This window comes from Pseudomonas sp. OV546 (assembly GCF_900116845.1).
Taxonomy (GTDB): Bacteria; Pseudomonadota; Gammaproteobacteria; order Pseudomonadales; family Pseudomonadaceae; genus Aquipseudomonas; species Aquipseudomonas petroselini.
The window spans coordinates 146115-168790 of record NZ_FPCE01000001.1; the positions used below are offsets into that span (position 1 = coordinate 146115).

Genomic DNA, 22676 nt, shown 5'->3' on the forward strand with positions numbered 1-22676 from the left:
AAACTTCAAGGAGTTCGTCTGACAGCAGATCAGGCAATTTTATGTAGGGCGAAAGTGTATGTATCGAGGGTTTTTTGCGAGGAAGCAGGGGCGGGTAACCGCCCCTGCCAAGGTGTCACCGGGAATCAATATTCCCAGAACATCCGTTGCAACTCTTTGCTGTCTTGGGTCTTGGTCAGGGCGACCATTGCCAGGATGCGGGCTTTCTGTGGGTTCAGGTCGAGGGCAGCCACCCAATCGTATTTGTCGTCAGGCTGCTCGGCGTTGCGCAATACCATGCCGCCGGCATTGACGTGGGAAGAACGAATGATTTGTACACCTTGCTTACGCAGTTCCACCAGGGCGGGTACGACTTTGGAAGAAACGGAGCCGTTGCCGGTACCGGCGTGGATGATGGCTTTGGCGCCCGCTTGAGCCAGTGCCTTGTAGGCCGTGTCGCTCACGTTGCCGTAGCCATAGGCGATCTCAACATCAGGCAGGCTCTTGATGTTCTTGATATCGAACTCCGAATCCATGGTGTGACGCTTGGCCGGCAGGCGGAACCAGTAGGATTTGCCCTCAACCACCATGCCCAGCGGGCCCCATGGGCTCTTGAACGCTTCGGTCTTGATATTGATCATCTTGCTGACGTCGCGACCCGACTGGATCTCGTCGTTCATGGTGACCAGCACGCCCTTGCCGCGCGCATCTTTGCTACCGGCCACAGCCACGGCGTTGTACAGGTTGAGCATGCCGTCCGCCGACATCGCAGTGCCTGGGCGCATGGAGCCGACCACCACGATTGGCTTGTCGGTCTTCTCCACCAGGTTCAGGAAGTAGGCGGTTTCTTCCAGGGTGTCGGTACCGTGGGTGATCACGATGCCGTCCACGTCCTTGCTGTCGGCCAGTTCGGCGACGCGGCGACCCAGTTGCAGCAGGTTTTCATTGTTGATGCTTTCGGATGCAATTTGCATCACTTGCTCGCCACGCACATTGGCGATCTGGCTAAGCTCAGGAACACCGGCAATCAATTGCTCGATGCCGACTTTGGCCGCTTGGTAGGTGGCACTGTTGGCCGCGCTGGCGCCGGCGCCGGCAATGGTGCCGCCGGTGGCGAGGATCACCACGTTGGACAGTTTGGTCTTGGTTTCAGCTTCCTTTGCCTGGGCGGCAACGGGGAACAGCAGCAGCAGGGCTAACGCGCCCGGAACAAAAGTCTTCAGTGCAGATTTCATTATTTTTCTCTCTGGTTTTTGATGAGTGCTGTAGCAGGTTCATCTAGAACACCCGGGCGGTTCTGAATGCCACGAGGTGATGGGGTAGAGCAGGATCTGTACCAGGCTGATTGTGTTCGCGGATATAAAACAACTTATTGATTTAAAACAGATTATATTGATGTTTTTTGGCGACGGCGCCAGTAGGCGTCCGGCTTTCCGAACATCGGACTGCCTTGCGTTCGGTTGTCCGAAAAAGTGGACGGTGCGCACTCGGCTAAGGCGTGAGTGCCACGTACAGCCTGTCGTTTTAGAGAACGACCGGGCGCGCGCGATGTTTAGCGGCTGCCTTTGCAGGACAAGAGGGCGGGGCTCGATGGCTTGGATGAAAGGCTGTTTTCAACCGTTGACAAATCTCGACAAGGTTCTCATAGTTTGAATAACGCAAACGTTTGCGAGATGTTTCACGGAACACTCCTGGAGTATCGTGACAGCTCGTATCAGCCACCCAGGTGGGACGGCTGCCGAAGCGCTCTTCGGTGCAAGCGTTGCTCACAATAATCATAAGATCGGAGTGAACCCATGAAGCTGCCATTTGCTGGACGTCTTCTCGCTGTCGCTGTGCTTGCTGCCGCATCCGCCGCTTTACCTCTTTCCTCTGCATTTGCTGATGACGCCGCCGCCAAACCCAAGGTCGGCCTGGTGATGAAGTCCCTCGCCAACGAATTTTTCGTGACCATGCAAGATGGCGCCAAGGCCTATCAGAAAGATCACGCCGCCGATTTCGACATGATCACCAACGGGATCAAGAACGAAACCGACACCAGCGCGCAGATCGACATCGTCAACCAGATGATCCTCTCCAAGGTCAACGCTATCGTCATCGCACCCGCCGACTCCAAGGCGTTGGTGACCGTGCTGAAGAAGGCTTCGGATGCCGGTATCAAGGTCGTCAACATCGACAACCGCCTGGACCCGGACGTGCTCAAAAGCAAAAACCTCAATATTCCGTTCGTAGGCCCGGACAACCGCAAAGGCTCCAGGCTGGTGGGCGACTACCTGGCTAAGCAACTGGCCTCGGGTGACAAGGTCGGCATTATTGAAGGTGTACCGACCACCACCAACGCCCAGCAACGTACCGCAGGCTTCAAGGATGCGATGGATGCTGCCGGCATGAAGATTGTCTCCACCCAATCCGGCAACTGGGAAATCGACCAGGGCCAGAAAGTGGCGTCCGCCATGCTGAGCGAGTACCCGGACCTCAAGGCCCTGTTGGCCGGTAACGACAACATGGCCCTGGGCGCTGTCTCCGCCGTACGTGCGGCAGGCAAGGCCGGCAAGGTGTTGGTCGTGGGTTACGACAATATCGAAGCCATCAAGCCGATGCTGCAGGACGGCCGTGTACTGGCAACCGCTGACCAGGCTGCTGCCCAGCAAGCCGTGTTCGGTATCCAGAACGCGCTCAAGTTGGTCAAGGGTGAGAAAGTCGACTCCAAGGATGGCGTGATCGAAACCCCGGTCGAACTCGTCCTCAAGAAGTAATCCTGGCAGCACCCAACAGCGTCCGCTCGTCCTGAGCGGGCGCCTGGAGATTTTCCTATGTCATCTTCCGCCCCGAACGCTGTCCTCTCGGTCAGCGGTATCGGCAAGACCTATGCCCAACCGGTTCTGTCCGACATCACCCTGACGCTCAACCGCGGGGAAGTGCTGGCGCTGACCGGTGAGAACGGCGCAGGCAAAAGTACCTTGTCGAAGATCATTGGCGGCCTGGTCACCCCGACCACTGGGCACATGCAGTTCAATGGCCAGGCCTACACGCCGGGCAGCCGTACCCAGGCCGAAGAGCTGGGCGTGCGCATGGTCATGCAGGAACTCAACCTGCTGCCGACGCTGACCGTCGCCGAAAACCTGTTCCTGGATAACCTGCCCAGCCATTGTGGCTGGATCAGTCGCAAACAATTGCGCAAGGCTGCGATCGAGGCCATGGCCCAGGTCGGCCTGGACGCCATCGACCCCGATACCTTGGTTGGCAGCCTGGGGATTGGCCATCAGCAGATGGTCGAGATTGCCCGCAACCTGATCGGCGATTGCCACGTACTGATCCTCGACGAGCCCACGGCCATGCTCACGGCGCGTGAAGTCGAGATGCTGTTTGAACAAATCACCCGCCTGCAGGCCCGGGGCGTGGCGATTATTTATATTTCGCACCGGCTGGAAGAGCTGGCCCGTGTCGCCCAACGCATTGCGGTATTGCGCGACGGCAAGCTGGTCTGCGTCGAGCCGATGGCCAACTACAACAGCGAGCAACTGGTCACCTTGATGGTCGGTCGTGAGCTGGGCGAGCACATTGACCTGGGCCCGCGCACCATCGGTGGGCCGGCCCTGACGGTAAAAGGCCTGACGCGCTCGGACAAGGTCCGTGACGTGTCCTTTGAAGTGCGCGCGGGCGAGATCTACGGTATCTCCGGCCTGATCGGCGCCGGGCGCACTGAATTGCTGCGTCTGATCTTCGGCGCCGACCTCGCCGATAGCGGTACTGTGGCGCTCGGCTCGCCCGCCCAGGTGGTGAGCATTCGCTCGCCCGTGGACGCGGTGGGTCATGGCATTGCCCTGATCACCGAGGACCGCAAGGGTGAGGGCCTGTTGCTGACTCAGTCCATCAGCGCCAACATTGCCCTGGGCAACATGCCGGAAATCTCCGGCGGCGGCGTGGTCAACAGCCGCGACGAAACGGCGTTGGCCAAGCGTCAGATCGATGCCATGCGCATCCGCAGTTCCAGTCCGGCGCAATTGGTGTCGGAACTGTCCGGCGGCAACCAGCAAAAGGTGGTGATTGGCCGCTGGCTGGAGCGCGACTGCTCGGTGATGCTGTTCGACGAACCCACTCGCGGCATCGACGTCGGTGCCAAATTCGATATTTATGCCTTGCTGGGCGAATTGACCCGTCAAGGCAAAGCACTGGTGGTGGTGTCCAGCGATCTGCGTGAACTCATGCTGATCTGCGACCGCATCGGTGTGTTGTCCGCCGGGCGCTTGATCGAGACGTTCGAGCGCGACAGCTGGACCCAGGACGAATTGCTCGCCGCCGCCTTCGCCGGCTATCAGAAACGTGATGCGCTGCTCAACGACGCAGTGCTTAGGGAAACCCCATGAAAACCACAACTTCCCCCGGTAAAACGGGCGGCAACTTCTACGGCCTGGGCACTTACCTGGGCCTGGCCGGCGCCTTGCTGGCGATGATTGCGCTGTTCTCGGTGCTCAGCGATCACTTCCTGTCCTATGACACCTTCAGCACCCTGGCCAACCAGATTCCGGACCTGATGGTGTTGGCGGTGGGCATGACCTTCATCCTGATCATCGGCGGTATTGACCTGTCGGTGGGCTCGGTGCTGGCACTGGCGGCATCAGCGGTCAGCGTGGCGATTCTCAGCTGGGGGTGGAGCGTGCTACCGGCTGCGGTGCTGGGCATGGGCTGTGCCGCATTGGCCGGAACCATCACCGGCTCGATCACCGTGGCCTGGCGCATCCCGTCGTTTATCGTATCCCTCGGCGTGCTGGAAATGGCCCGTGGCGTGGCGTACCAGATGACCGGCTCGCGCACCGCTTATATCGGTGATTCGTTTGCCTGGCTGTCCAACCCGATTGCCTTTGGTATCTCGCCGTCATTCATCATTGCCTTGCTGGTGATTATCGCCGCGCAGCTTGTACTGACGCGTACGGTGTTTGGTCGTTACCTGATCGGTATCGGCACCAATGAAGAGGCCGTGCGCCTGGCGGGCATCAACCCCAAACCGTACAAGATCCTGGTGTTCAGCCTCATGGGCCTGCTGGCCGGTGTGGCGGCGTTGTTCCAGATTTCGCGCCTGGAAGCGGCGGACCCGAACGCCGGTTCAGGCCTGGAGCTGCAAGTGATCGCGGCCGTGGTGATCGGCGGTACCAGCCTGATGGGCGGGCGCGGTTCGGTGATCAGTACCTTTTTTGGTGTGTTGATTATTTCGGTATTGGCCGCTGGCCTGGCGCAGATCGGTGCCACGGAACCTACGAAACGCATCATCACGGGTGCCGTGATCGTGATTGCCGTGGTCCTCGATACCTACCGCAGCCAACGCGCCAGTCGGCGAGGCTGAACCATGGCAACGATCAAGGATGTGGCAGCGCTTGCAGGTATTTCCTACACGACGGTGTCGCATGTGGTGAACAAGACACGGCCGGTCAGCGAGCCGGTACGCATCAAGGTCGAAGCCGCGATCAAGCAGCTCGACTACGTGCCCAGTGCCGTCGCGCGTTCGCTCAAGGCGAAGACCACGGCCACCATCGGCTTGCTGGTGCCCAACAGCCTCAACCCGTATTTTGCGGAGTTGGCGCGTGGTATCGAGGATTACTGCGAGCGTAACGGTTACTGTGTGATCCTCTGCAACTCCGACGATAACGCGGAAAAGCAACGCAGCTATTTGCGCGTGTTGCTGGAGAAGCGCATCGACGGCTTGATCGTGACCTCGGTTGGCGGCGACGACAGTGGCCTGGCCGCAGGCTTGAGCGCGGTGCGCACGCCCATGGTCATTGTCGACCGGGCGCTGGATGGCATAGACGTGGACCTGGTACGTATCGATCACGAGGAGGGTGCCTACCTGGCGACCCGGCACTTGCTCGAACTGGGCCACCGTGACATCGCTTGCATCGGCGGTCCTGCCCATACCCGTGTCGCGCAAATGCGTCTGGCGGGGTATCACCGTGCGCTGCAAGAGGCGGGCGTGGCAGTGGCGGCCAATCGCACCCAGGAAAGCGATTTCACCAGTACGGGCGGTTATGCCGCCGCCGTGCAGTTACTGGCGAACAACCCGCCCAGCGCGATTTTTGCCAGCAACGACATGATAGGTTTCGGCGTATTGCGCGCGGCAGCCGAGCGCAATATCCGAGTGCCGGGTGAGCTGTCGGTGATCGGTTTCGATGACATTCAAATGGGCCGTTACGTCTACCCGGCGTTGACCACGGTCGGGCAGTCGATCGTGCAACTGGGCGAGACGGCGGCCGAACTATTACTGCGTAGAATTGCGACACCCCAACTGCCGATCGATCAACGCATCGTGACGCCGAGCATCGTGTTGCGTGAGTCGACGGCGCCCGTCGCCGGTACGTTCGCCCAATACCGCTGAACCGAATTGATGAGTACTGATGTATGCCAGCAAAAGTAGTGGTAGTAGGCAGCTTGAACATGGACCTGGTGACCCGCGCCAGCCGGTTGCCGCGTGCCGGTGAGACCTTGATCGGCCAGACGTTCTCCACCGTGCCCGGCGGCAAGGGCGCGAACCAGGCGGTAGCGTCGGCCCGCCTGGGGGCCGATGTGTCGATGATTGGCTGTGTCGGTACCGATGCCTATGGCACGCAATTGCGTGATGCGTTGCAGGTGGAGGGCATCGATTGCCAAGCCGTCAGTACCGTAGACGGCTCCAGTGGCGTGGCCCTCATCGTGGTCGATGACAGCAGCCAGAATGCGATTGTGATCGTGGCGGGCAGTAACGGCGAACTGACGCCAGCCTCGTTGCAGGCGTTCGATGCGGTGCTGCAAGCGGCTGACGTGATCGTCTGCCAGCTGGAAGTGCCGATGAATACGGTGGGTTATGCCCTCAAGCGCGGTCGTGAACTGGGCAAGACGGTGATCCTTAACCCGGCTCCGGCCAGCGCTCCGCTGCCGGCTGAATGGTATGCCTCGATCGACTACCTGATCCCGAATGAAAGCGAAGCCACCGCACTGAGCGGCGTGACGGTCGACTCCATTGACAGCGCCAAGGCAGCGGCAACCCACCTGATCCAGGCGGGCGCCGGCAAAGTCATCATCACCCTGGGGGCTCAGGGCGCGCTGTTTACTGACGGCCAGGGCTTTGAGCACCTGCTGGCGCCGAAGGTCAAGGCGGTCGACACCACCGCAGCGGGCGATACCTTCGTCGGTGGCTTTGCTGCGGCACTTGCCAATGGCAAAAGCGAGGCCGAGGCCATTCGTTTTGGCCAGGTTGCTGCGGCACTGTCGGTCACCCGCGCCGGCGCGCAACCCTCTATTCCAACGCTGCACGACGTACAAGGTTTTGTGCCCTCATGAAAAAGACACCTCTGCTCAATATCGCCCTGTCGCGTGTCATCGCCTCACTCGGGCACGGTGACATCCTGGTGATCGGCGACGCTGGCCTGCCAGTGCCGCCGGGCGTCGAGTTGATTGACCTGGCGTTGACCCAGGGCATCCCGGATTTCATCAGCACCTTGCGCATCGTGCTCAGCGAGATGCAAGTGGAAAGCCATGTGCTGGCCGAAGAAATCCTGCTCAAGCAGCCGCCGGCGCTGAACGAGCTTAATACGCTCAGCGACGAAGCGGCCCTGGGTGAGCGGCGCCTGGTCAGCCATGAAGAATTCAAACAGCTCAGCCGCAAGGCGCGCGCCGTGGTGCGCACCGGCGAATGCCAGCCTTACTGCAATATCGCGCTGGTGTCCGGCGTAACGTTCTAACGTTCTCAACGACAAGGAGTGTTTTATGCAACGTGGTCTCCCAACCCTGAAAAACCTGTTCCGGAGTGTTCTGCTTTTGTCCGCACTCACTGCTGCAAGCGCCCAGGCGGCGGAAAAAATCGACCTGATCATCGACACCGATCCCGGTGCTGATGATGTGGTGGCGTTGCTGTTCGCGATGGCTTCGCCGGATGAACTGAGCATCCGTGCATTGACCACCGTCGCCGGCAACGTGCGTCTGGACAAGACCTCTCGCAACGCCCGCCTGGCCCGCGAATGGGCAGGGCGCGAGGACATCCCGGTGTACGCCGGTGCGCCAGCGCCGCTGCTGCGCACGCCGATCTACGCCGAGAACATCCATGGCAAGGAAGGTATTTCCGGTGTCACCGTGCATGAGCCTAAAAAGGGCTTGGCTGAAGGCAATGCCGTCGACTACCTGATCAAGACCCTGAGCACCGCCAAGCCTCACAGTATCACCATCGCCATGCTCGGCCCGCAGACCAACCTGGCGCTGGCGCTGACCCAGGCACCGGAAATCACCCAGGGCATCAAGGAAGTGGTGGTGATGGGGGGCGCGCACTTCAACGGCGGCAATATTACGCCGGTGGCGGAGTTCAACCTGTTTGCCGACCCCGTGGCGGCCGAGATTGTGCTCAAGAGTGGCGTCAAGCTGACCTACCTTCCGTTGGACGTGACCCACAAGGTACTGACCAGCGAAGCCCGCCTGAAAGGGATCGCCGACCTCAAGAACAACGCAAGCAAGGTGGTTAGCGATATTCTCAATGAATACGTCAAGGGCGACATGGAGCACTACGGTATTCCAGGCGGCCCGGTGCATGACGCGACCGTCGTCGCTTACCTGCTCAAGCCTTCACTGTTCACCGGCCGTGAAGTCAACGTGGTAGTGGACAGCCGGGAAGGCCCGACCTTCGGCCAAACCATCGTCGACTGGTACGACGGTCTGAAGCAACCGAAGAACGCGTTCTGGGTGGAGAACGGTGATGCCCAAGGCTTCTTCGATCTGTTGACCGAGCGCCTGGCGCGTCTGAAGTAAGGTGTTGACCGGTCGGCGTTCGCCGGCCGGTTCTTATTCGCGCTCGGGGTTGTGTGCCCCCATGTGGTCGGCCGGGTATTTCTCGAATATCTGGCCGATGAACGCTTGCGCCGCTTGTGTACCCAGCTCCTTGACCAGCAGGTCGATACCAATGATCGCCAATTCCTCCGGGCTTCCGGGGCTGTAGGAGCTCTGTCCTTGGGGCCACTTGGCTTTGATGTCGGCTTGGAGCGTTACGGTGGTCATGACTGTCTCGCGGGGCTGAAAGTACTGGGCAGTGCGCTGGAACGCGGTTCTTACCGGCCCAGTTAACCATTTTGCATCGTATTTGGCACTGATACTTAGGCATGAGGCGATTCGGAATGACGGTCGCCCTGTGCGACACTGGCCGCCTGTTTAATTGCCGGGGAACACCGCGTGCAGATCGACTTGAACAACCCCGAGAACCTGACGCTGGCGAATGTGCGCCAGCTTCTCGCCAGTGCTAATGACGACGAACATGCCCAACTGCGGGTGACCCAGGCCGGAATCGCCTATATCTCCTCAGGGAAGGTGGTGGGCGGTGTGGGCATCGACGGGCTGCTGTTTCGCCTGGAGACCTGGGCCAAGGGCTCCGGATACGTAGGGAATGTGGCCGCCAGCGACGAAGTCTGGGTGACGCAGATCTTGAATGCACTGAAGGAAAACTGGCCGAAGCCGGCGTCTGACTACATCGACATCTACTGATTTCGTTCATATCTGGTCACGATTGACCGGGCGAATGCCTGCCGAGAGTCAGGCAGACTTGCCCTGCGGCGGTTTACGTCTTGAAACCAATCCGCCCAATCGCTGTCGCACGATCTCTGTCCATTTTTTATCATAGGAGGCTTCATGCCTTGGAAGCTCGCATCATTCGGTACTTTGTTGGCAGCACTCGCGTTGGCGGGTTGCAGCACCCCGGGTGCCTCTGAGCCAGCCAAAGACGCCGCCGTGGCCGATACCGGTCATAGCCGCTGTGAGTCGAAGGCCGCCGAATTCACCATCGGCCAGAAAGCTTCGCCCCAATTGCTGGAGCAGGCGCGTACCCGCGCCGGTGCGCAGAACGCACGGATCCTCAAGCCTAACGACATGATCACGCTGGAATACCGTTCCGACCGCCTGAACCTGAACACCGATGACAACCTGGTGATCACGCGAGTCAATTGCGGCTAGGTCTTTCAAGGCTTTTGCAGCGCCCATAAAAAACCCCGTCACATGGACGGGGTTTTTTTAGCTCAGCGGAGAATTACTCGCCGCGAACCTGTGCAGCTTGCATACCCTTTTGGCCTTTCTCAGCCACGAAGGAAACGGTTTGGCCTTCTTTCAGGCTTTTGAAACCGTCGCTTTCGATAGCTTTGAAGTGTACGAACAGGTCGTCACCGCCACCTTGAGGAGTGATGAAGCCGAAGCCTTTTTCATCGTTGAACCATTTAACGGTGCCGGTTTGGCGATTAGACATGGTGTATCTCCAAGAAACATATATTTTCAGTAGTGCTGTGCTGCTCAGGCCAACTGGGCACACCGGGCTATCATAGTCGAAATGTTCGGCTTGGGAGCCCCCCCAAGGCATTGTTTGCTAATCAATAGCGTTGCGTTTAGTGCCTGATCCGGCTGAAAGCCCCGATTTACGGGGCTTTGGCTCGAAATATCAACTGGTAAAAAAAGCCGCAAAAGCTGCGTAATTTGTGAGAAACGGCAGTTTTAAGCCTGTTTTACCGCCAAAAAAGCCGTGAGATCAGCGGCAAATCTTACTTTTTCTTCACGACTTTGCAGGACGAAATAGCCGCGACTGCCTTGTTTTTCAGCTCCGGGCTGGCGTTCTGGTTGGTCATGAGCTCTTTGATTTCCGCAGTGCTCAATTCGGCGTTGATCTTGTCAGCGCCACATTCACAGTGGGCTTTGGCAGTTTTGGCGTCCACGTTCTGGCTGGCGGCTGCGCTGCAATCGCTGACGAAGCTGTCACGGGCACCGGCTGGCCAGTTCGACGGGGCTGCTGCCTGCGCGCCGAGGGAAAGGAGGGTCAGGGAAGCGGCGAGAGCGAGGGTGGAGGTAAAACGCATCATGAGGATGCTCCTTTGGGTCGAGGACGAACGGCGATTCTCAGTGGGTTTGAGGCATTGCGTACAGCTCAAGTTCACTTTTGCAGCTATAAAGGCTGGAATTTGTCTTTACGCAAGATAGCAGCCCCGCGATGACCGTTCATCTGTGCTAGGATCTTGCGCTTGGCTATTTCCAGGCGCGCCAATTGCCGCCTTGCCATGTTCTTTTTAGCTCACTCCAGTCACTCTGGTTCGATTATCGGTTGGCCGAAAGGCTCCTGCCGCTGTAAGGCAGGCGTTCATCACTGAACGGCCTGGTGTTGGATCTTGTACTGGCTCATCCCAACCCACGTGACCTTTGGTAGGGGTCACCACTAGGAGAGGAGGCGCCATGCCAACTATTACTCTTCCCGACGGCAGTCAACGTTCATTCGATCATTCGGTTTCCGTAGCCGAGGTCGCCGCATCCATTGGTGCAGGCCTGGCCAAGGCCACCGTGGCCGGCAAGGTCGACGGCAAGCTGGTTGACGCCAGTGACCTGATCACCAACGACGCCAGCCTGCAAATCATCACGCCCAAGGACCAAGAGGGGCTGGAGATCATTCGCCACTCTTGCGCTCACTTGATTGGCCACGCGGTCAAGCAGCTGTATCCAACCGCGAAGATGGTAATCGGCCCGGTCATCGACGAAGGCTTCTATTACGACATCGCCTACGAGCGTCCTTTCACCCCGGACGATCTGGCCGCCATCGAACAACGCATGCACGCGCTGATCGAAAAAGATTACGACGTGATCAAGAAAGTCACGCCGCGCGCCGAAGTGATCGACGTGTTCACCGCCCGTGGCGAAGACTACAAGCTGCGCCTGGTGGAAGACATGCCGGACGAGCAGGCCATGGGCCTGTACTACCACGAAGAATACGTCGACATGTGCCGTGGCCCGCACGTGCCGAACACACGCTTCCTCAAGTCCTTCAAGCTGACCAAGCTGTCCGGCGCCTACTGGCGTGGCGACGCGAAGAATGAGCAACTGCAGCGGATCTACGGCACTGCCTGGGCTGACAAGAAGCAGCTGGCGGCCTACATCCAGCGCATCGAAGAAGCCGAAAAACGCGACCATCGCAAGATCGGCAAGCGCCTGAACCTGTTCCACCTCCAGGAAGAAGCGCCGGGCATGGTGTTCTGGCACCCCAACGGCTGGACCCTGTACCAGGTACTCGAGCAGTACATGCGCAAGGTTCAGCGCGAAAACGGCTACCTGGAGATCAAGACTCCCCAGGTCGTTGACCGCAGCCTGTGGGAGAAATCCGGGCACTGGGCCAACTACGCCGACAACATGTTCACCACCCAGTCGGAAAACCGCGATTACGCCATCAAGCCAATGAACTGCCCATGCCACGTGCAGGTGTTCAACCAGGGCCTGAAGAGCTACCGCGAGTTGCCGATGCGCCTGGCCGAGTTTGGTGCCTGTCACCGTAACGAGCCGTCGGGTGCGCTGCACGGCATCATGCGTGTGCGTGGCTTCACCCAGGACGACGCCCACATCTTCTGCACTGAAGAGCAGATGCAGGCCGAATCCGCAGCGTTCATCAAGCTGACCATGGACGTTTATCGCGATTTCGGCTTCACCGAAGTTGAGATGAAACTGTCCACTCGTCCGGAAAAGCGCGTCGGCTCCGACGAGCTGTGGGATCGCGCCGAAGCGGCATTGGCCGCAGCGCTGGACAGTGCGGGGCTTGCGTACGACCTGCAGCCGGGTGAGGGCGCGTTCTACGGTCCGAAGATCGAGTTCTCGCTGAAAGATTGCCTTGGCCGCGTCTGGCAGTGTGGTACCCTGCAGCTCGATTTTAACCTGCCGATCCGTCTGGGAGCCGAATACGTCTCCGAAGACAACAGCCGTAAACACCCGGTTATGCTGCACCGGGCGATCCTCGGCTCGTTCGAACGGTTCGTCGGGATCCTGATCGAGCACTACGAGGGTGCATTCCCTGCGTGGCTGGCGCCGACTCAGGCAGTGATCATGAATATCACTGATAAACAGGCAGATTTTGCCGCTGAAGTTGAAAAAACACTCAACGAAAGCGGATTTCGTGCCAAGTCCGACTTGAGAAATGAAAAGATCGGCTTTAAAATCCGCGAGCATACTTTGCTCAAGGTTCCCTATCTCTTGGTTATCGGAGATCGGGAAGTCGAGATGCAGACTGTCGCTGTGCGTACTCGTGAAGGTGCTGACCTGGGCTCGATGCCCGTCGCCCAGTTCGCTGAGTTCCTCGCGCAAGCGGTTTCCCGGCGTGGTCGCCCAGATTCGGAGTAATTATTATTAAGCGTGAAATGAGACAAGATAAACGAGCTGCACCGAAAGCCCCGATCAACGAGAATATCTCGGCACGCGAGGTTCGGTTAATTGGCGCTGACGGCGAGCAGATTGGCATCGTCTCGATTGATGAAGCGCTTCGTATTGCTGAAGAGTCCAAATTGGACTTGGTGGAAATTTCCGCCGATGCAATCCCACCCGTTTGCCGGGTGATGGACTACGGCAAGTCGATCTTCGAAAAGAAGAAGCAGGTTGCCGCAGCGAAGAAGAACCAGAAGCAGATTCAAGTAAAAGAAATCAAGTTTCGTCCAGGGACGGAGGAAGGGGATTACCAGGTAAAACTGCGCAACCTGGTACGTTTCCTGAGTGATGGGGACAGGGCCAAGGTATCCTTGCGATTCCGCGGCCGTGAGATGGCCCACCAGGAGCTGGGGATGGAACTCCTCAAGCGGGTTGAAGCTGACCTGCTGGAGTACGGTTCCGTCGAGCAGCATCCTAAGATGGAAGGACGCCAGCTGATCATGGTCATCGCCCCGAAAAAGAAGAAGTAATCAACAGGGCACGGCAGGCCTTCTGATTATGTTTATCAACTGAATGCGGAGTATCCGAACATGCCAAAGATGAAGACTAAAAGTGGTGCTGCTAAGCGGTTTCTGAAAACTGCTAACGGTATCAAGCACAAGCACGCTTTCAAGAGCCACATCCTGACCAAAATGTCGACCAAGCGTAAGCGTCAACTGCGCGGTAGCAGCTTGCTGCATCCGTCTGACGTGGCAAAAGTCGAGCGCATGCTGCGCCTTCGTTAATTTTTGGATCAAGAATAGAGGAAGTAACTCATGGCTCGTGTAAAGCGTGGCGTCATTGCCCGTAAACGTCACAAAAAAATTCTGAAACTTGCTAAAGGCTACTACGGCGCGCGTTCACGCGTATTCCGTGTTGCCAAGCAAGCGGTAATCAAGGCAGGCCAATACGCCTACCGCGACCGTCGTCAGAAAAAACGTCAGTTCCGCGCTCTGTGGATCGCTCGTATCAACGCCGGTGCACGTGTTAACGGTCTGTCCTACAGCCGTTTCATCGCTGGCCTGAAAAAAGCGTCCATCGAAATCGACCGTAAGGTTCTGGCTGAACTGGCCGTGAACGAAAAAGCGGTGTTTGCTGCGATTGTCGAGAAAGCTAAAGCCACCTTGGCTTAAGTACCCCCGACAGTCACCCTGGGCTACTCCTGTAGTCCACGGTGGTAAACGTCATAAATAGGGGAAGAGCCTTCAAGCTCTTCCCCTATTTTGTATCTGGAGTCTGTACATGGAAAACCTGGACGCGCTCGTTGCTCAAGCCCTTGAGGCAGTGCAAAGCGCTGAAGATGTAAATGCCCTGGAGCAAATCCGGGTTCACTACCTTGGCAAAAAAGGTGAATTGACTCAGGTGATGAAGACCCTGGGGAATTTGCCGGCTGAAGAGCGTCCGCAAGTCGGTGCGCTGATCAACGTCGCCAAGGAGCGTGTCACAGAGGTTCTCAATGCGCGCAAGGCGTCGCTCGAGGAGGCCGATCTTGCGGCCAAGCTCGCCGCCGAGTCCATTGACGTAACCCTGCCTGGCCGTGGCCAGGCCTCGGGCGGTCTGCACCCGATCACCCGGACTCTGGAACGTATCGAGCAGTTCTTCACCCACATTGGCTACGGTATCGCCGAAGGCCCTGAGGTCGAAGACGACTATCACAACTTCGAGGCGCTCAACATCCCAGGTCATCACCCGGCCCGGTCGATGCACGACACCTTCTATTTCAACGCGAATATGTTGTTGCGCACCCATACCTCCCCGGTACAGGTCCGCACCATGGAAGCGAACAAGCCGCCGATTCGCATTGTCTGCCCAGGCCGTGTGTACCGCAGCGACTCCGATATCACCCACTCGCCGATGTTCCACCAGGTCGAAGGCCTGCTGGTTGACCGCGATATCAATTTCGCCGACCTCAAAGGCACCATCGAAGAATTCCTGCGGGTGTTCTTCGAGAAAGAGCTGGCGGTGCGATTCCGTCCATCGTTCTTCCCGTTCACCGAACCCTCCGCTGAAGTCGACATGGAGTGCGTGATGTGCAGCGGTAAAGGCTGCCGCGTCTGCAAGCAGACCGGCTGGCTGGAAGTGATGGGCTGCGGCATGGTTCACCCCAACGTGCTGCGCATGTCCGGCATTGATCCAGAAGAGTTCTCGGGCTTTGCCTTCGGCATGGGCGTTGAGCGTCTGGCCATGCTGCGTTACGGCGTGAACGACTTGCGTCTGTTCTTCGACAACGACTTGCGGTTCCTCGCGCAATTTCGCTAGTCGTAACGAATCTTTAGGAGAGCAGGATGAAATTCAGTGAACAATGGCTGCGTGGCTGGGTAAGCCCGCAGGTAGATCGCGACGAGCTGGTTGCTCGTCTGTCGATGGCCGGTCTTGAGGTCGATAGCGTCACTCCGGCGGCCGGCGTTTTCAGCGGCGTCGTAGTGGGCGAGGTGCTGAGCACCGAGCAGCATCCCGATGCCGACAAGTTGCGTGTGTGCCAGGTCAGCAATGGCGCGGAAACCTTCCAGGTCGTGTGCGGAGCGCCTAACGTGCGCCCGGGCTTGAAGATCCCATTCGCCATGATCGGTGCCGAGCTGCCAGGCGACTTCAAGATCAAGAAAGCCAAGCTGCGTGGCGTCGAGTCCAACGGCATGCTGTGCTCCCAGGCGGAGCTGCAGGTCGGCGAGGGCAATGATGGCCTGATGGAACTGCCGGCCGATGCGCCGGTGGGCCAGGACATCCGCGGCTACCTGGAGCTGGAAGACGCCAGCATCGAGGTCGACCTGACCCCGAACCGTGGCGACTGCCTGTCCCTGGCCGGCCTGGCGCGTGAAGTGGGCGCGTTGTACAACGCCCCGGTCACCCGCCCGGTAGTTGCCGCCGTGCCTGCGGTACACGATGAAGTACGCCCGATCGACGTGTTGGCGCCAAACGCCTGCCCGCGTTACCTGGGTCGTGTGATCCGTAACGTCGATCTGTCCAAGCCAACCCCGCTGTGGATGGTTGAGCGCCTGCGCCGTGCTGACGTGCGCAGCATCGACGCGGCCGTCGACATTACCAACTACGTGATGCTGGAGCTGGGCCAACCGCTGCATGCGTTCGACCTCGCCGAAATCAACGGCGGCATCCGCGTACGCATGGCGGAAGAAGGCGAGAAGCTGGTGCTGCTCGACGGCCAGGAAGTCAGCCTGCGTGCCGACACCCTGGTCATCGCCGACCATTCCCGCGCCCTGGCGATTGCCGGCGTGATGGGTGGCGAGCACAGCGGTGTGTCCGAGACCACCCGCGACGTGTTCCTTGAGAGTGCCTTCTTCGACCAGATCGCCATCGCCGGCAAAGCCCGTTCCTATGGTCTGCACACCGATGCGTCGCATCGCTACGAGCGCGGCGTGGACTGGAAGCTGGCGCGTGAAGCCATGGAGCGCGCCACTGGCCTGCTGCTGGAAATCACCGGCGGCGAAGCGGGTCCGATCACCGAAACCGTCAGCGAGCAGTACTTGCCGTCCGTTGCGCCGATCACCCTGCGCGCCAAAAGTGTCGAGCAGATGCTCGGCTTGGTCATCGCGCCGGCTGAAATCGAGCAACTGTTATCCGCTCTCGGCCTGGGTATTTCCGCAGGCGGGGAAGGGCAGTGGACCGTTGAAGTGCCAAGTCATCGCTTCGATATCAGCCTGGAAGTCGACCTGATCGAAGAACTGGCTCGCCTCTACGGCTACAACCGCCTGCCGGTTCGTTACCCGCAAGCGCGCCTGGCGCCGCAACCCAAGGCCGAGGCGCGTGCGCACCTGCCTGAGCTGCGTCGTCTGCTGGTTGCCCGTGGCTACCAGGAAGCGGTGACCTACAGCTTCATCGATCCTAAACAGTTCGAGCTGTTCAACCCTGGCGTCGAGCCGCTGCTGCTGGCGAACCCGATCTCCAACGACATGGCGGCCATGCGTTCGTCCCTGTGGCCAGGCCTGGTGAAAGCACTTTCCCATAACCTGAACCGTCAGCAAGATCGCGTGCGTATGTTCGAAAGCGGCCTGCGTTTTGTCGGCCAGCTCGACGGCCTGAAACAAGAGCCAATGCTCGCTGGCGTGGTGTGCGGTAGCCGTCTGCCGGAAGGCTGGGCGCAGGGCCGCGATGCCGTGGACTTCTTCGACGTCAAGGCTGACGTAGAAGCGGTGCTGGGCTTTGCCGGTGCTCTGGATGCCTTCACCTTCGTTCCTGGCAGCCATCCGGCATTGCACCCTGGCCAGACGGCACGTATCGAGCGCGAAGGGCGCCTGGTGGGCTTCGTCGGTGCCATTCACCCTGAGCTGTCGAAAACCCTCGGTCTCGACCGTCCGGTCTTCGTGTTCGAACTGGTCCTGGCTGAAGTCGCCTCGGGCAAAATGCCTAAATTCAGCGAGCTGTCGCGCTTCCCTGAAGTACGCCGCGATTTGGCGCTGATCGCCGACCGCGAAGTGGCCGCCACTGCCGTTCTGGACGTAATCCGTGAAAATGCAGGGGAATGGCTGACAGACCTCAGGCTATTTGACGTCTATCAGGGTAAAGGTATTGATCCGCATAGAAAAAGCCTCGCAGTTGGCTTGACCTGGCAGCATCCATCGCGCACTCTTAATGACGATGAGGTGAATACCACGACACAAAATATCCTCACCTCGCTCGAACAAAGGTTGAACGCCACGTTAAGGAAGTGACGTATGGGGGCTTTGACGAAAGCTGAGATGGCGGAACGTCTGTACGAAGAGTTGGGTCTGAACAAACGCGAAGCTAAGGAATTGGTTGAGCTGTTTTTTGAAGAGATCAGACACGCTCTGGAAGACAACGAACAGGTCAAATTGTCCGGTTTCGGCAATTTTGACCTGCGGGACAAACGCCAGCGGCCTGGCCGCAATCCAAAAACGGGAGAAGAAATCCCGATCACGGCTCGCCGTGTGGTCACCTTTCGTCCAGGGCAGAAGTTGAAGGCCCGAGTTGAGGCTTATGCTGGAACCAAGTCATAACGACGAGCTACCCGTCATCCCAGGCAAACGCTACTTCACCATTGGTGAAGTCAGCGAGCTCTGTGCGGTAAAACCGCACGTGCTGCGCTATTGGGAGCAGGAGTTTCCTCAACTCAACCCCGTCAAACGCACCGGGAACCGTCGGTATTATCAGCGCCAGGATGTGCTGATGATCCGACAGATCCGCGCGTTGCTGTACGACCAGGGGTTCACCATCAGCGGCGCACGCCAGCGCATGTCCGGTGATGAAGCCAAAGACGACACCACCCAATACAAGCAACTGATCCGCCAGATGATCTCCGAGCTCGAAGATGTGCTGGTGGTTCTGAAAAAGTAATTCCGGCTTTTAAAATACTTCCACATTTCAAAAGCTTGCGGTATATTCCGGATCGCTTCGTCAAGAAGCGAACCCAGTAACACGCCTAGTCGGGGCGTAGCGCAGTCCGGTAGCGCACTAGCATGGGGTGCTAGGGGTCGAGTGTTCGAATCACTCCGTCCCGACCATATTATTCAATGACTTAGCCGAACGCTTACCCGTTCGGCTTTTTCATGCGTGGGGACTTTTGCGGGGGATCATCCCGACTTCCTCCTCAATAGGGTCAGCGCTGGCCATCGATGATGCACATCGCCACATTGATCCAGGATCACCAAGCGTTCATCGCCGCTCTTCATGCCTGCTTTTTCACTCCGCCCGCCGAGTCCTCAGCAGAGGGTTCGGCAGTTCGGTGAGCAACAGGTGCGTGAACGGCAGATCGCCAATGAACGGGTCAAGCTGCTCGATAGGAGAAGCGGAAACGCCGATCGATGCCACGGATTCAGCCAGTGGCAGCAACGTGTCTAATTCAGCAGCGAATTAGTGAAAAAAACGCTTCCGATCAACCTGGCAAATAAAACCAAAGTCTCCTCCAGATCTGGATCTTCAAATAATATTGAGCGCGAATCCAGGGCGCATAGAGCACCAAATAGCCGTCCATCTGGAAGGAAGATGGGAACGCCGGCATAGCTTTCGATCGCATACCGTTTAACTACCGCACGACTTGAGTACCTGCCGTCTTCGCTGACTTTAGGAATAAAAAGTGCCTTAGGGTCTCTCCGGAGCTCGCTGCAAAGCGTGATTTCTAGCGCTAGCGTGTCACCCGTCTCTATCCCCATATGCAGCGGGTCGTAAGCTGAGCAGACGACCCAGTCTGCTTCGGTGAATTTCGCAATCCCGGCAAACCGCATGCCCGTAATCCGTGTAACGAGCTTTAAAATGCTAGTGGTAGCCTCAATCTCAGCCAACGCTGATCGCTCATCTGAATTAAGCACAGCGTGCAAGGTGATTTCGGGCTTGTCCATATTTCACCTATGCTGTGTTTAGCGGGGCGCGTCGCATTGGCGTGAGAGAGAACCTGCCACACACCTAAAATTGCGTTCCAGCGATTTCCTAGGTTCTGAATCTAAGAACCAAATCGTTTAAGTTGACGGCCAGGCGAGAAAGTTCGTTGCTCGCGGTCAGTGTTTGGCGAGTGCCTTCACTGCTCTGTACTGCAAGGTCGCGGATGCTTATCAGGCTGCGATCAACATCCCGCGCCACGTGAGCTTGCTCCTCTGAGGCGGTTGCAATCTGGATATTACGGTCGTTAATTTCAAGCACCGAATCGATAATTTGGCGCAGTGACTGGCCTGCATGTTCTGCAGTGTCTCGCGTGCTATAGACCTCGGACGTGCTCTTTTGCATGGATTCGACCGCGGCAGAAGAGCCTGTTTGAATCGTGGATATCATCTGTTCAATTTCTTGCGTCGATGTTTGTGTTCGGTGTGCCAGCGCTCGAACTTCATCTGCGACTACTGCAAAACCGCGACCCTGTTCTCCTGCACGAGCCGCTTCAATGGCGGCATTCAAGGCAAGCAGGTTGGTTTGCTCAGCAATTGCCCTTATCACACTTAGGACTTTGCTAATGTCTTGAGCTTGGGCTGCCAGTTCTTTCACCTGATCCGATGACACTTCAACCAAGCCCGTCAACCCGCGCATCGCCGTTAATGTTTCAGTGACTTTTTGATTGCCGAGGTCTGCGGCGATGCTCGACTGCATTGCGGCTTCAGAGGTGGAGTTGGCGTTCCGGGCAACCTCTTCGACCGCGGCACTCATTTCAGTGACCGCGGTGGCGGCTTGCTCTATTTCGCTGTTCTGCTGCTGAAGTGTGCGATCAGCACTTTCAGTAATCGAGGTCATTTCAACGGCAGCGGTACTCAGCTGGGACGATGCTCCTGAGATTTCTAAAATGGTGTGTCGTAAGTTTTTCTGCATCAGATTGAGTGCATGCATCAAGCGCGAAGCTTCATCTGAACCTGTTACTTCAAGATCATGGGTAAGGTCGCCCGCAGCGATATCCTCCGCCAACTTAAGGGATGAGCTGATGGGGCTGACGATGCTGTTAGTGAACAAAACAGCCAGTACGATGGTTAAGATAAACGCCACGATCAGCACCGCTACCAACACTTGGACGCTATGGTTGTATACGTTGGTAGCGTCCACACCAGACGCCACGGCCTGGCGTGCATTTTGCTCGCGCAGAAGTGTCAGTTGCTCTTGATAGACGGTGGCTCTTTGCGCTTGGTCAGTATTGGCAAAAATAACCGCTTGATCATGGTCGGATGAATCCATTGCAATGACTTTTCTGAGGCCGTCGATATAGGCAGTCATAGCCTCATTGGCTTTTGCGAACTGGATTTCGTCTTGCTCCCCAGACATCAGGTGCGCGCGATAATAATCAGTCTTCGACTGAAGTGTCTGTATTGCTTCTTGGACCTTTGCCAGCGAGAAATCATGCACATCGCGGGTGGTGCTTGAGAGCATGCGAATACTTTCAAGACGGGCGTGAAGGAGGGCGATTTGGATATCGTCAATGACCTGGATACTGGGGAGGGAGTTTAGCTCGATGCCCTGTTCTGCAGCGCGTAGCCGATCAATTTGCAGATAAGAGAAGCCTGCCAAGCTCATGAGCAGGCATGTAATTAGGCCAAAGCAGACAAAAGCTCTTCGCGCGATACTCAAGGATCTTAATTTCATATAGGCCTCCGAGGGCCGGGTTTTAGTGGCGTGGCATTCCCACGTCATTTCGTTGATCACGAACAAAGGCGGCCTTTACATGCAGCACAGTGATTTCCAGTTGCAGCTTGCGGGCTGTGCTTGAAACGAAGAATGCAAAAAAATGTATTGAGGTAATAGGTGCGCCAAATGATTGCGCGCTAATCAATTGGGGCGGCGCTTTTCGAGCACTGTGTAAGGTGGAGTGGTATTGGTTTGAACTGCTGATTCCGGCAGCTGCCGAAACAACTACCACCCAGAGGACATCCTGATGACTGAAGAAAAGAACAACGAGCCCGAGCAAGAAACCCCGGCGCATTCGACTGAGAAAGAGCGCGAGCGCCTGAAGGATTTCAACAAGGATGGGATACCGCCTGGCGCATGCTGATCATCAAGCGGCGCGCTTGCAGGTGCTCGTCGCCTGGGGCGTGGTGATATCGGGAAGAGTTCCATGTCCCGGCACTCCAGGGAATAAGAATCAACCATGGCTACATGCCACCACTGGTCGGATCGACTGCCGCACGGATGAACGATTTTTGCTGGGCACCGCTCTATTTCCGCGGACATAATCAGGTGCTCAAATGCAACCATCAGCGCGGCGTTCTGCGGTAAAAGCCTGGGCAGATATCTACGCCCATGCGGTAGACGAACAGGATATTGAGGATAAATATTTCAAATTGCTGAGGAGGGCCGACGATATGGAGAGCACCGGCCTCATCAATGAGAGGGAGTGGAGGAGGCTTGTTCGCAGAGCGGGCGAATTTCTCGTAAGTACCGCAGAATAAATGTGTAGGGGAGAGCTAGCCCGCTCTCCCTCCCTTCGACATATCGATCTCAAACACAAGTTCATCAGCAAGCTTCTGAATGCTTGGGGCATCTGCAAGCGTGGCAAGATTGATACCTGTCGTGCAGAACATAGCGTCATGGTCGGGCTGTCGCACCAGTATGGTCGCAGTCCAGCCATTCACCAGGATGCAATCTACCTGATGCCCGGGCAGGCTCCGCTCTAAACCCTCAGTCAACGACATTTTCTTCCAGCTGTGCATGATGAGCTATCACTCGGCATTGATGTGAAGTTGACATGCCGCAGTTGAAAAAGTGCCGGCGGTTCACGGCTGGCGCAATCTCTGGCCGTCATTGCTCAGTGTGGAGCGGTGAGGGGTTGTCTACGGCGTCAGCCTATGTTGTGCGTTCGCGGTTTTTCGACGAGTGACGTGTCTGGATCAAGGGTTATGAGGCTTTTAGGGTTGTCACCTCTGGTTTTGGCGATTACTCTGAAAATGTATGGATTGTTACGAATAATTTCGGAGGCGCTGGTTTTTGAGGCGCGATACTTCAGGACGAGGAACGAAACATGTTTTCACACGAAGGTCCCGCAATAGAGCTGTTGTTGTTCATTTTTGGTGTGGCAGGTCTACTTTTGGTCGCCTGGTTCATTCACCACCAACATGAGCGAAGGAACG

At 57.6% G+C, this 22676-nt stretch carries 24 protein-coding genes and 1 tRNA gene; 19 read left to right on the plus strand and 6 right to left on the minus strand.

Annotation, left to right across the window (positions count from 1 at the left end; translation table 11 throughout):
- Nucleotides 1-125: 125 nt before the first annotated feature.
- A complete protein-coding gene (locus BM403_RS00755; RefSeq protein WP_015884946.1) occupies nt 126-1214 on the minus strand; it encodes an asparaginase in 1089 nt (362 codons plus the stop codon).
- A gap of 561 nt (nt 1215-1775) precedes the next feature.
- Between BM403_RS00755 and BM403_RS00760 the strand changes: the two genes are divergently transcribed.
- From BM403_RS00760 to BM403_RS00790, 7 genes are read left to right on the plus strand one after another with little or no spacing between them, the layout of a single operon-like run.
- Nucleotides 1776-2735 (plus strand): sugar ABC transporter substrate-binding protein, encoded by a 960-nt coding sequence (locus tag BM403_RS00760; RefSeq protein ID WP_015884945.1) that lies wholly within the window; start codon nt 1776-1778, stop codon nt 2733-2735.
- Nucleotides 2736-2792: 57 nt separating this feature from the next.
- Complete coding sequence (locus tag BM403_RS00765; RefSeq protein ID WP_046035334.1) at nt 2793-4346, plus strand: sugar ABC transporter ATP-binding protein; 1554 nt, start codon at nt 2793-2795, stop codon at nt 4344-4346.
- Nucleotides 4343-5320, plus strand: a complete 978-nt coding sequence (locus BM403_RS00770; RefSeq protein ID WP_015884943.1) for an ABC transporter permease — start codon at nt 4343-4345, stop codon at nt 5318-5320. The genes BM403_RS00765 and BM403_RS00770 overlap by 4 nt, the downstream gene beginning before the upstream one ends.
- Before the next feature lie 3 nt (nt 5321-5323).
- Nucleotides 5324-6346 (plus strand): LacI family DNA-binding transcriptional regulator, encoded by a 1023-nt coding sequence (locus BM403_RS00775; protein ID WP_064053336.1) that lies wholly within the window; start codon nt 5324-5326, stop codon nt 6344-6346.
- A gap of 23 nt (nt 6347-6369) precedes the next feature.
- Nucleotides 6370-7287, plus strand: coding sequence for a ribokinase (gene rbsK / locus BM403_RS00780; RefSeq protein ID WP_046035335.1), 918 nt, complete (start codon nt 6370-6372; stop codon nt 7285-7287).
- Nucleotides 7284-7688, plus strand: a complete 405-nt coding sequence (rbsD, locus tag BM403_RS00785; RefSeq protein ID WP_064053338.1) for a D-ribose pyranase — start codon at nt 7284-7286, stop codon at nt 7686-7688. Before rbsK ends, rbsD begins: the two co-directional genes overlap by 4 nt.
- Before the next feature lie 25 nt (nt 7689-7713).
- A complete protein-coding gene (locus tag BM403_RS00790; RefSeq protein WP_015884939.1) occupies nt 7714-8742 on the plus strand; it encodes a nucleoside hydrolase in 1029 nt (342 codons plus the stop codon).
- A gap of 33 nt (nt 8743-8775) precedes the next feature.
- Here the strand turns inward: BM403_RS00790 and BM403_RS00795 are convergent, their stop codons facing one another.
- Nucleotides 8776-8988: a hypothetical protein gene (locus BM403_RS00795; RefSeq protein WP_015884938.1), complete on the minus strand. Its 213-nt coding sequence runs from the start codon at nt 8986-8988 to the stop codon at nt 8776-8778.
- 171 nt (nt 8989-9159) lie between these two features.
- On the opposite strand from BM403_RS00795, the gene BM403_RS00800 reads away from it, so the two are divergent.
- Together BM403_RS00800 and BM403_RS00805 are read left to right on the plus strand one after the other, a co-directional pair.
- Entirely contained in the window at nt 9160-9468 is a 309-nt protein-coding gene (locus BM403_RS00800; RefSeq protein WP_093541205.1) for a hypothetical protein, read from the plus strand.
- 144 nt (nt 9469-9612) lie between these two features.
- The gene (locus BM403_RS00805; RefSeq protein WP_015884936.1) at nt 9613-9933 is read left to right on the plus strand and encodes an I78 family peptidase inhibitor; all 321 of its coding nucleotides are present in this window, start codon (nt 9613-9615) and stop codon (nt 9931-9933) included.
- A gap of 73 nt (nt 9934-10006) precedes the next feature.
- Here BM403_RS00805 and BM403_RS00810 read toward each other — a convergent pair whose 3' ends face one another.
- Together BM403_RS00810 and BM403_RS00815 are read right to left on the minus strand one after the other, a co-directional pair.
- Nucleotides 10007-10219, minus strand: a complete 213-nt coding sequence (locus tag BM403_RS00810) for a cold-shock protein (RefSeq protein WP_003234260.1) — start codon at nt 10217-10219, stop codon at nt 10007-10009.
- Between the two features lie 289 nt (nt 10220-10508).
- Nucleotides 10509-10823 carry a hypothetical protein gene (locus tag BM403_RS00815; RefSeq protein ID WP_015884935.1) on the minus strand — a complete coding sequence of 105 codons (315 nt, stop codon included), beginning with the start codon at nt 10821-10823 and terminating at the stop codon, nt 10509-10511.
- A gap of 367 nt (nt 10824-11190) precedes the next feature.
- Here BM403_RS00815 and thrS point away from each other — a divergent pair, with 367 nt between their 5' ends.
- The 9 genes from thrS to BM403_RS00860 all read left to right on the plus strand — a co-directional run bounded on the left by thrS (nt 11191) and on the right by BM403_RS00860 (nt 18647).
- A complete protein-coding gene (gene thrS, locus BM403_RS00820; protein WP_093541207.1) occupies nt 11191-13113 on the plus strand; it encodes a threonine--tRNA ligase in 1923 nt (640 codons plus the stop codon).
- The gene (infC, locus tag BM403_RS00825; protein ID WP_015884933.1) at nt 13113-13664 is read left to right on the plus strand and encodes a translation initiation factor IF-3; all 552 of its coding nucleotides are present in this window, start codon (nt 13113-13115) and stop codon (nt 13662-13664) included. The genes thrS and infC overlap by 1 nt, the downstream gene beginning before the upstream one ends.
- 60 nt (nt 13665-13724) lie before the next feature.
- Nucleotides 13725-13919: a 50S ribosomal protein L35 gene (rpmI, locus tag BM403_RS00830; protein ID WP_002553160.1), complete on the plus strand. Its 195-nt coding sequence runs from the start codon at nt 13725-13727 to the stop codon at nt 13917-13919.
- A 30-nt stretch (nt 13920-13949) separates the two neighbouring features.
- Nucleotides 13950-14306, plus strand: a complete 357-nt coding sequence (gene rplT / locus BM403_RS00835; RefSeq protein ID WP_003174975.1) for a 50S ribosomal protein L20 — start codon at nt 13950-13952, stop codon at nt 14304-14306.
- 109 nt (nt 14307-14415) lie between these two features.
- Nucleotides 14416-15432: a phenylalanine--tRNA ligase subunit alpha gene (pheS, locus tag BM403_RS00840; protein WP_003192486.1), complete on the plus strand. Its 1017-nt coding sequence runs from the start codon at nt 14416-14418 to the stop codon at nt 15430-15432.
- A 26-nt stretch (nt 15433-15458) separates the two neighbouring features.
- Complete coding sequence (gene pheT / locus BM403_RS00845) at nt 15459-17837, plus strand: phenylalanine--tRNA ligase subunit beta (RefSeq protein WP_093541209.1); 2379 nt, start codon at nt 15459-15461, stop codon at nt 17835-17837.
- Between the two features lie 3 nt (nt 17838-17840).
- A complete protein-coding gene (gene ihfA / locus BM403_RS00850) occupies nt 17841-18143 on the plus strand; it encodes an integration host factor subunit alpha (RefSeq protein ID WP_002553164.1) in 303 nt (100 codons plus the stop codon).
- Nucleotides 18124-18480 (plus strand): MerR family transcriptional regulator, encoded by a 357-nt coding sequence (locus BM403_RS00855; protein WP_003174972.1) that lies wholly within the window; start codon nt 18124-18126, stop codon nt 18478-18480. Before ihfA ends, BM403_RS00855 begins: the two co-directional genes overlap by 20 nt.
- A gap of 90 nt (nt 18481-18570) precedes the next feature.
- Nucleotides 18571-18647, plus strand: a tRNA-Pro gene (locus BM403_RS00860).
- A 333-nt stretch (nt 18648-18980) separates the two neighbouring features.
- Here the strand turns inward: BM403_RS00860 and BM403_RS00865 are convergent.
- Complete coding sequence (locus BM403_RS00865) at nt 18981-19481, minus strand: GAF domain-containing protein (RefSeq protein ID WP_093541211.1); 501 nt, start codon at nt 19479-19481, stop codon at nt 18981-18983.
- 88 nt (nt 19482-19569) lie between these two features.
- The gene (locus tag BM403_RS00870) at nt 19570-21195 is read right to left on the minus strand and encodes a methyl-accepting chemotaxis protein (protein ID WP_043206296.1); all 1626 of its coding nucleotides are present in this window, start codon (nt 21193-21195) and stop codon (nt 19570-19572) included.
- Between the two features lie 599 nt (nt 21196-21794).
- Between BM403_RS00870 and BM403_RS00880 the strand changes: the two genes are divergently transcribed.
- Nucleotides 21795-21998 (plus strand): hypothetical protein, encoded by a 204-nt coding sequence (locus BM403_RS00880; RefSeq protein WP_093541213.1) that lies wholly within the window; start codon nt 21795-21797, stop codon nt 21996-21998.
- The last annotated feature ends 678 nt before the right edge of the window (nt 21999-22676 follow it).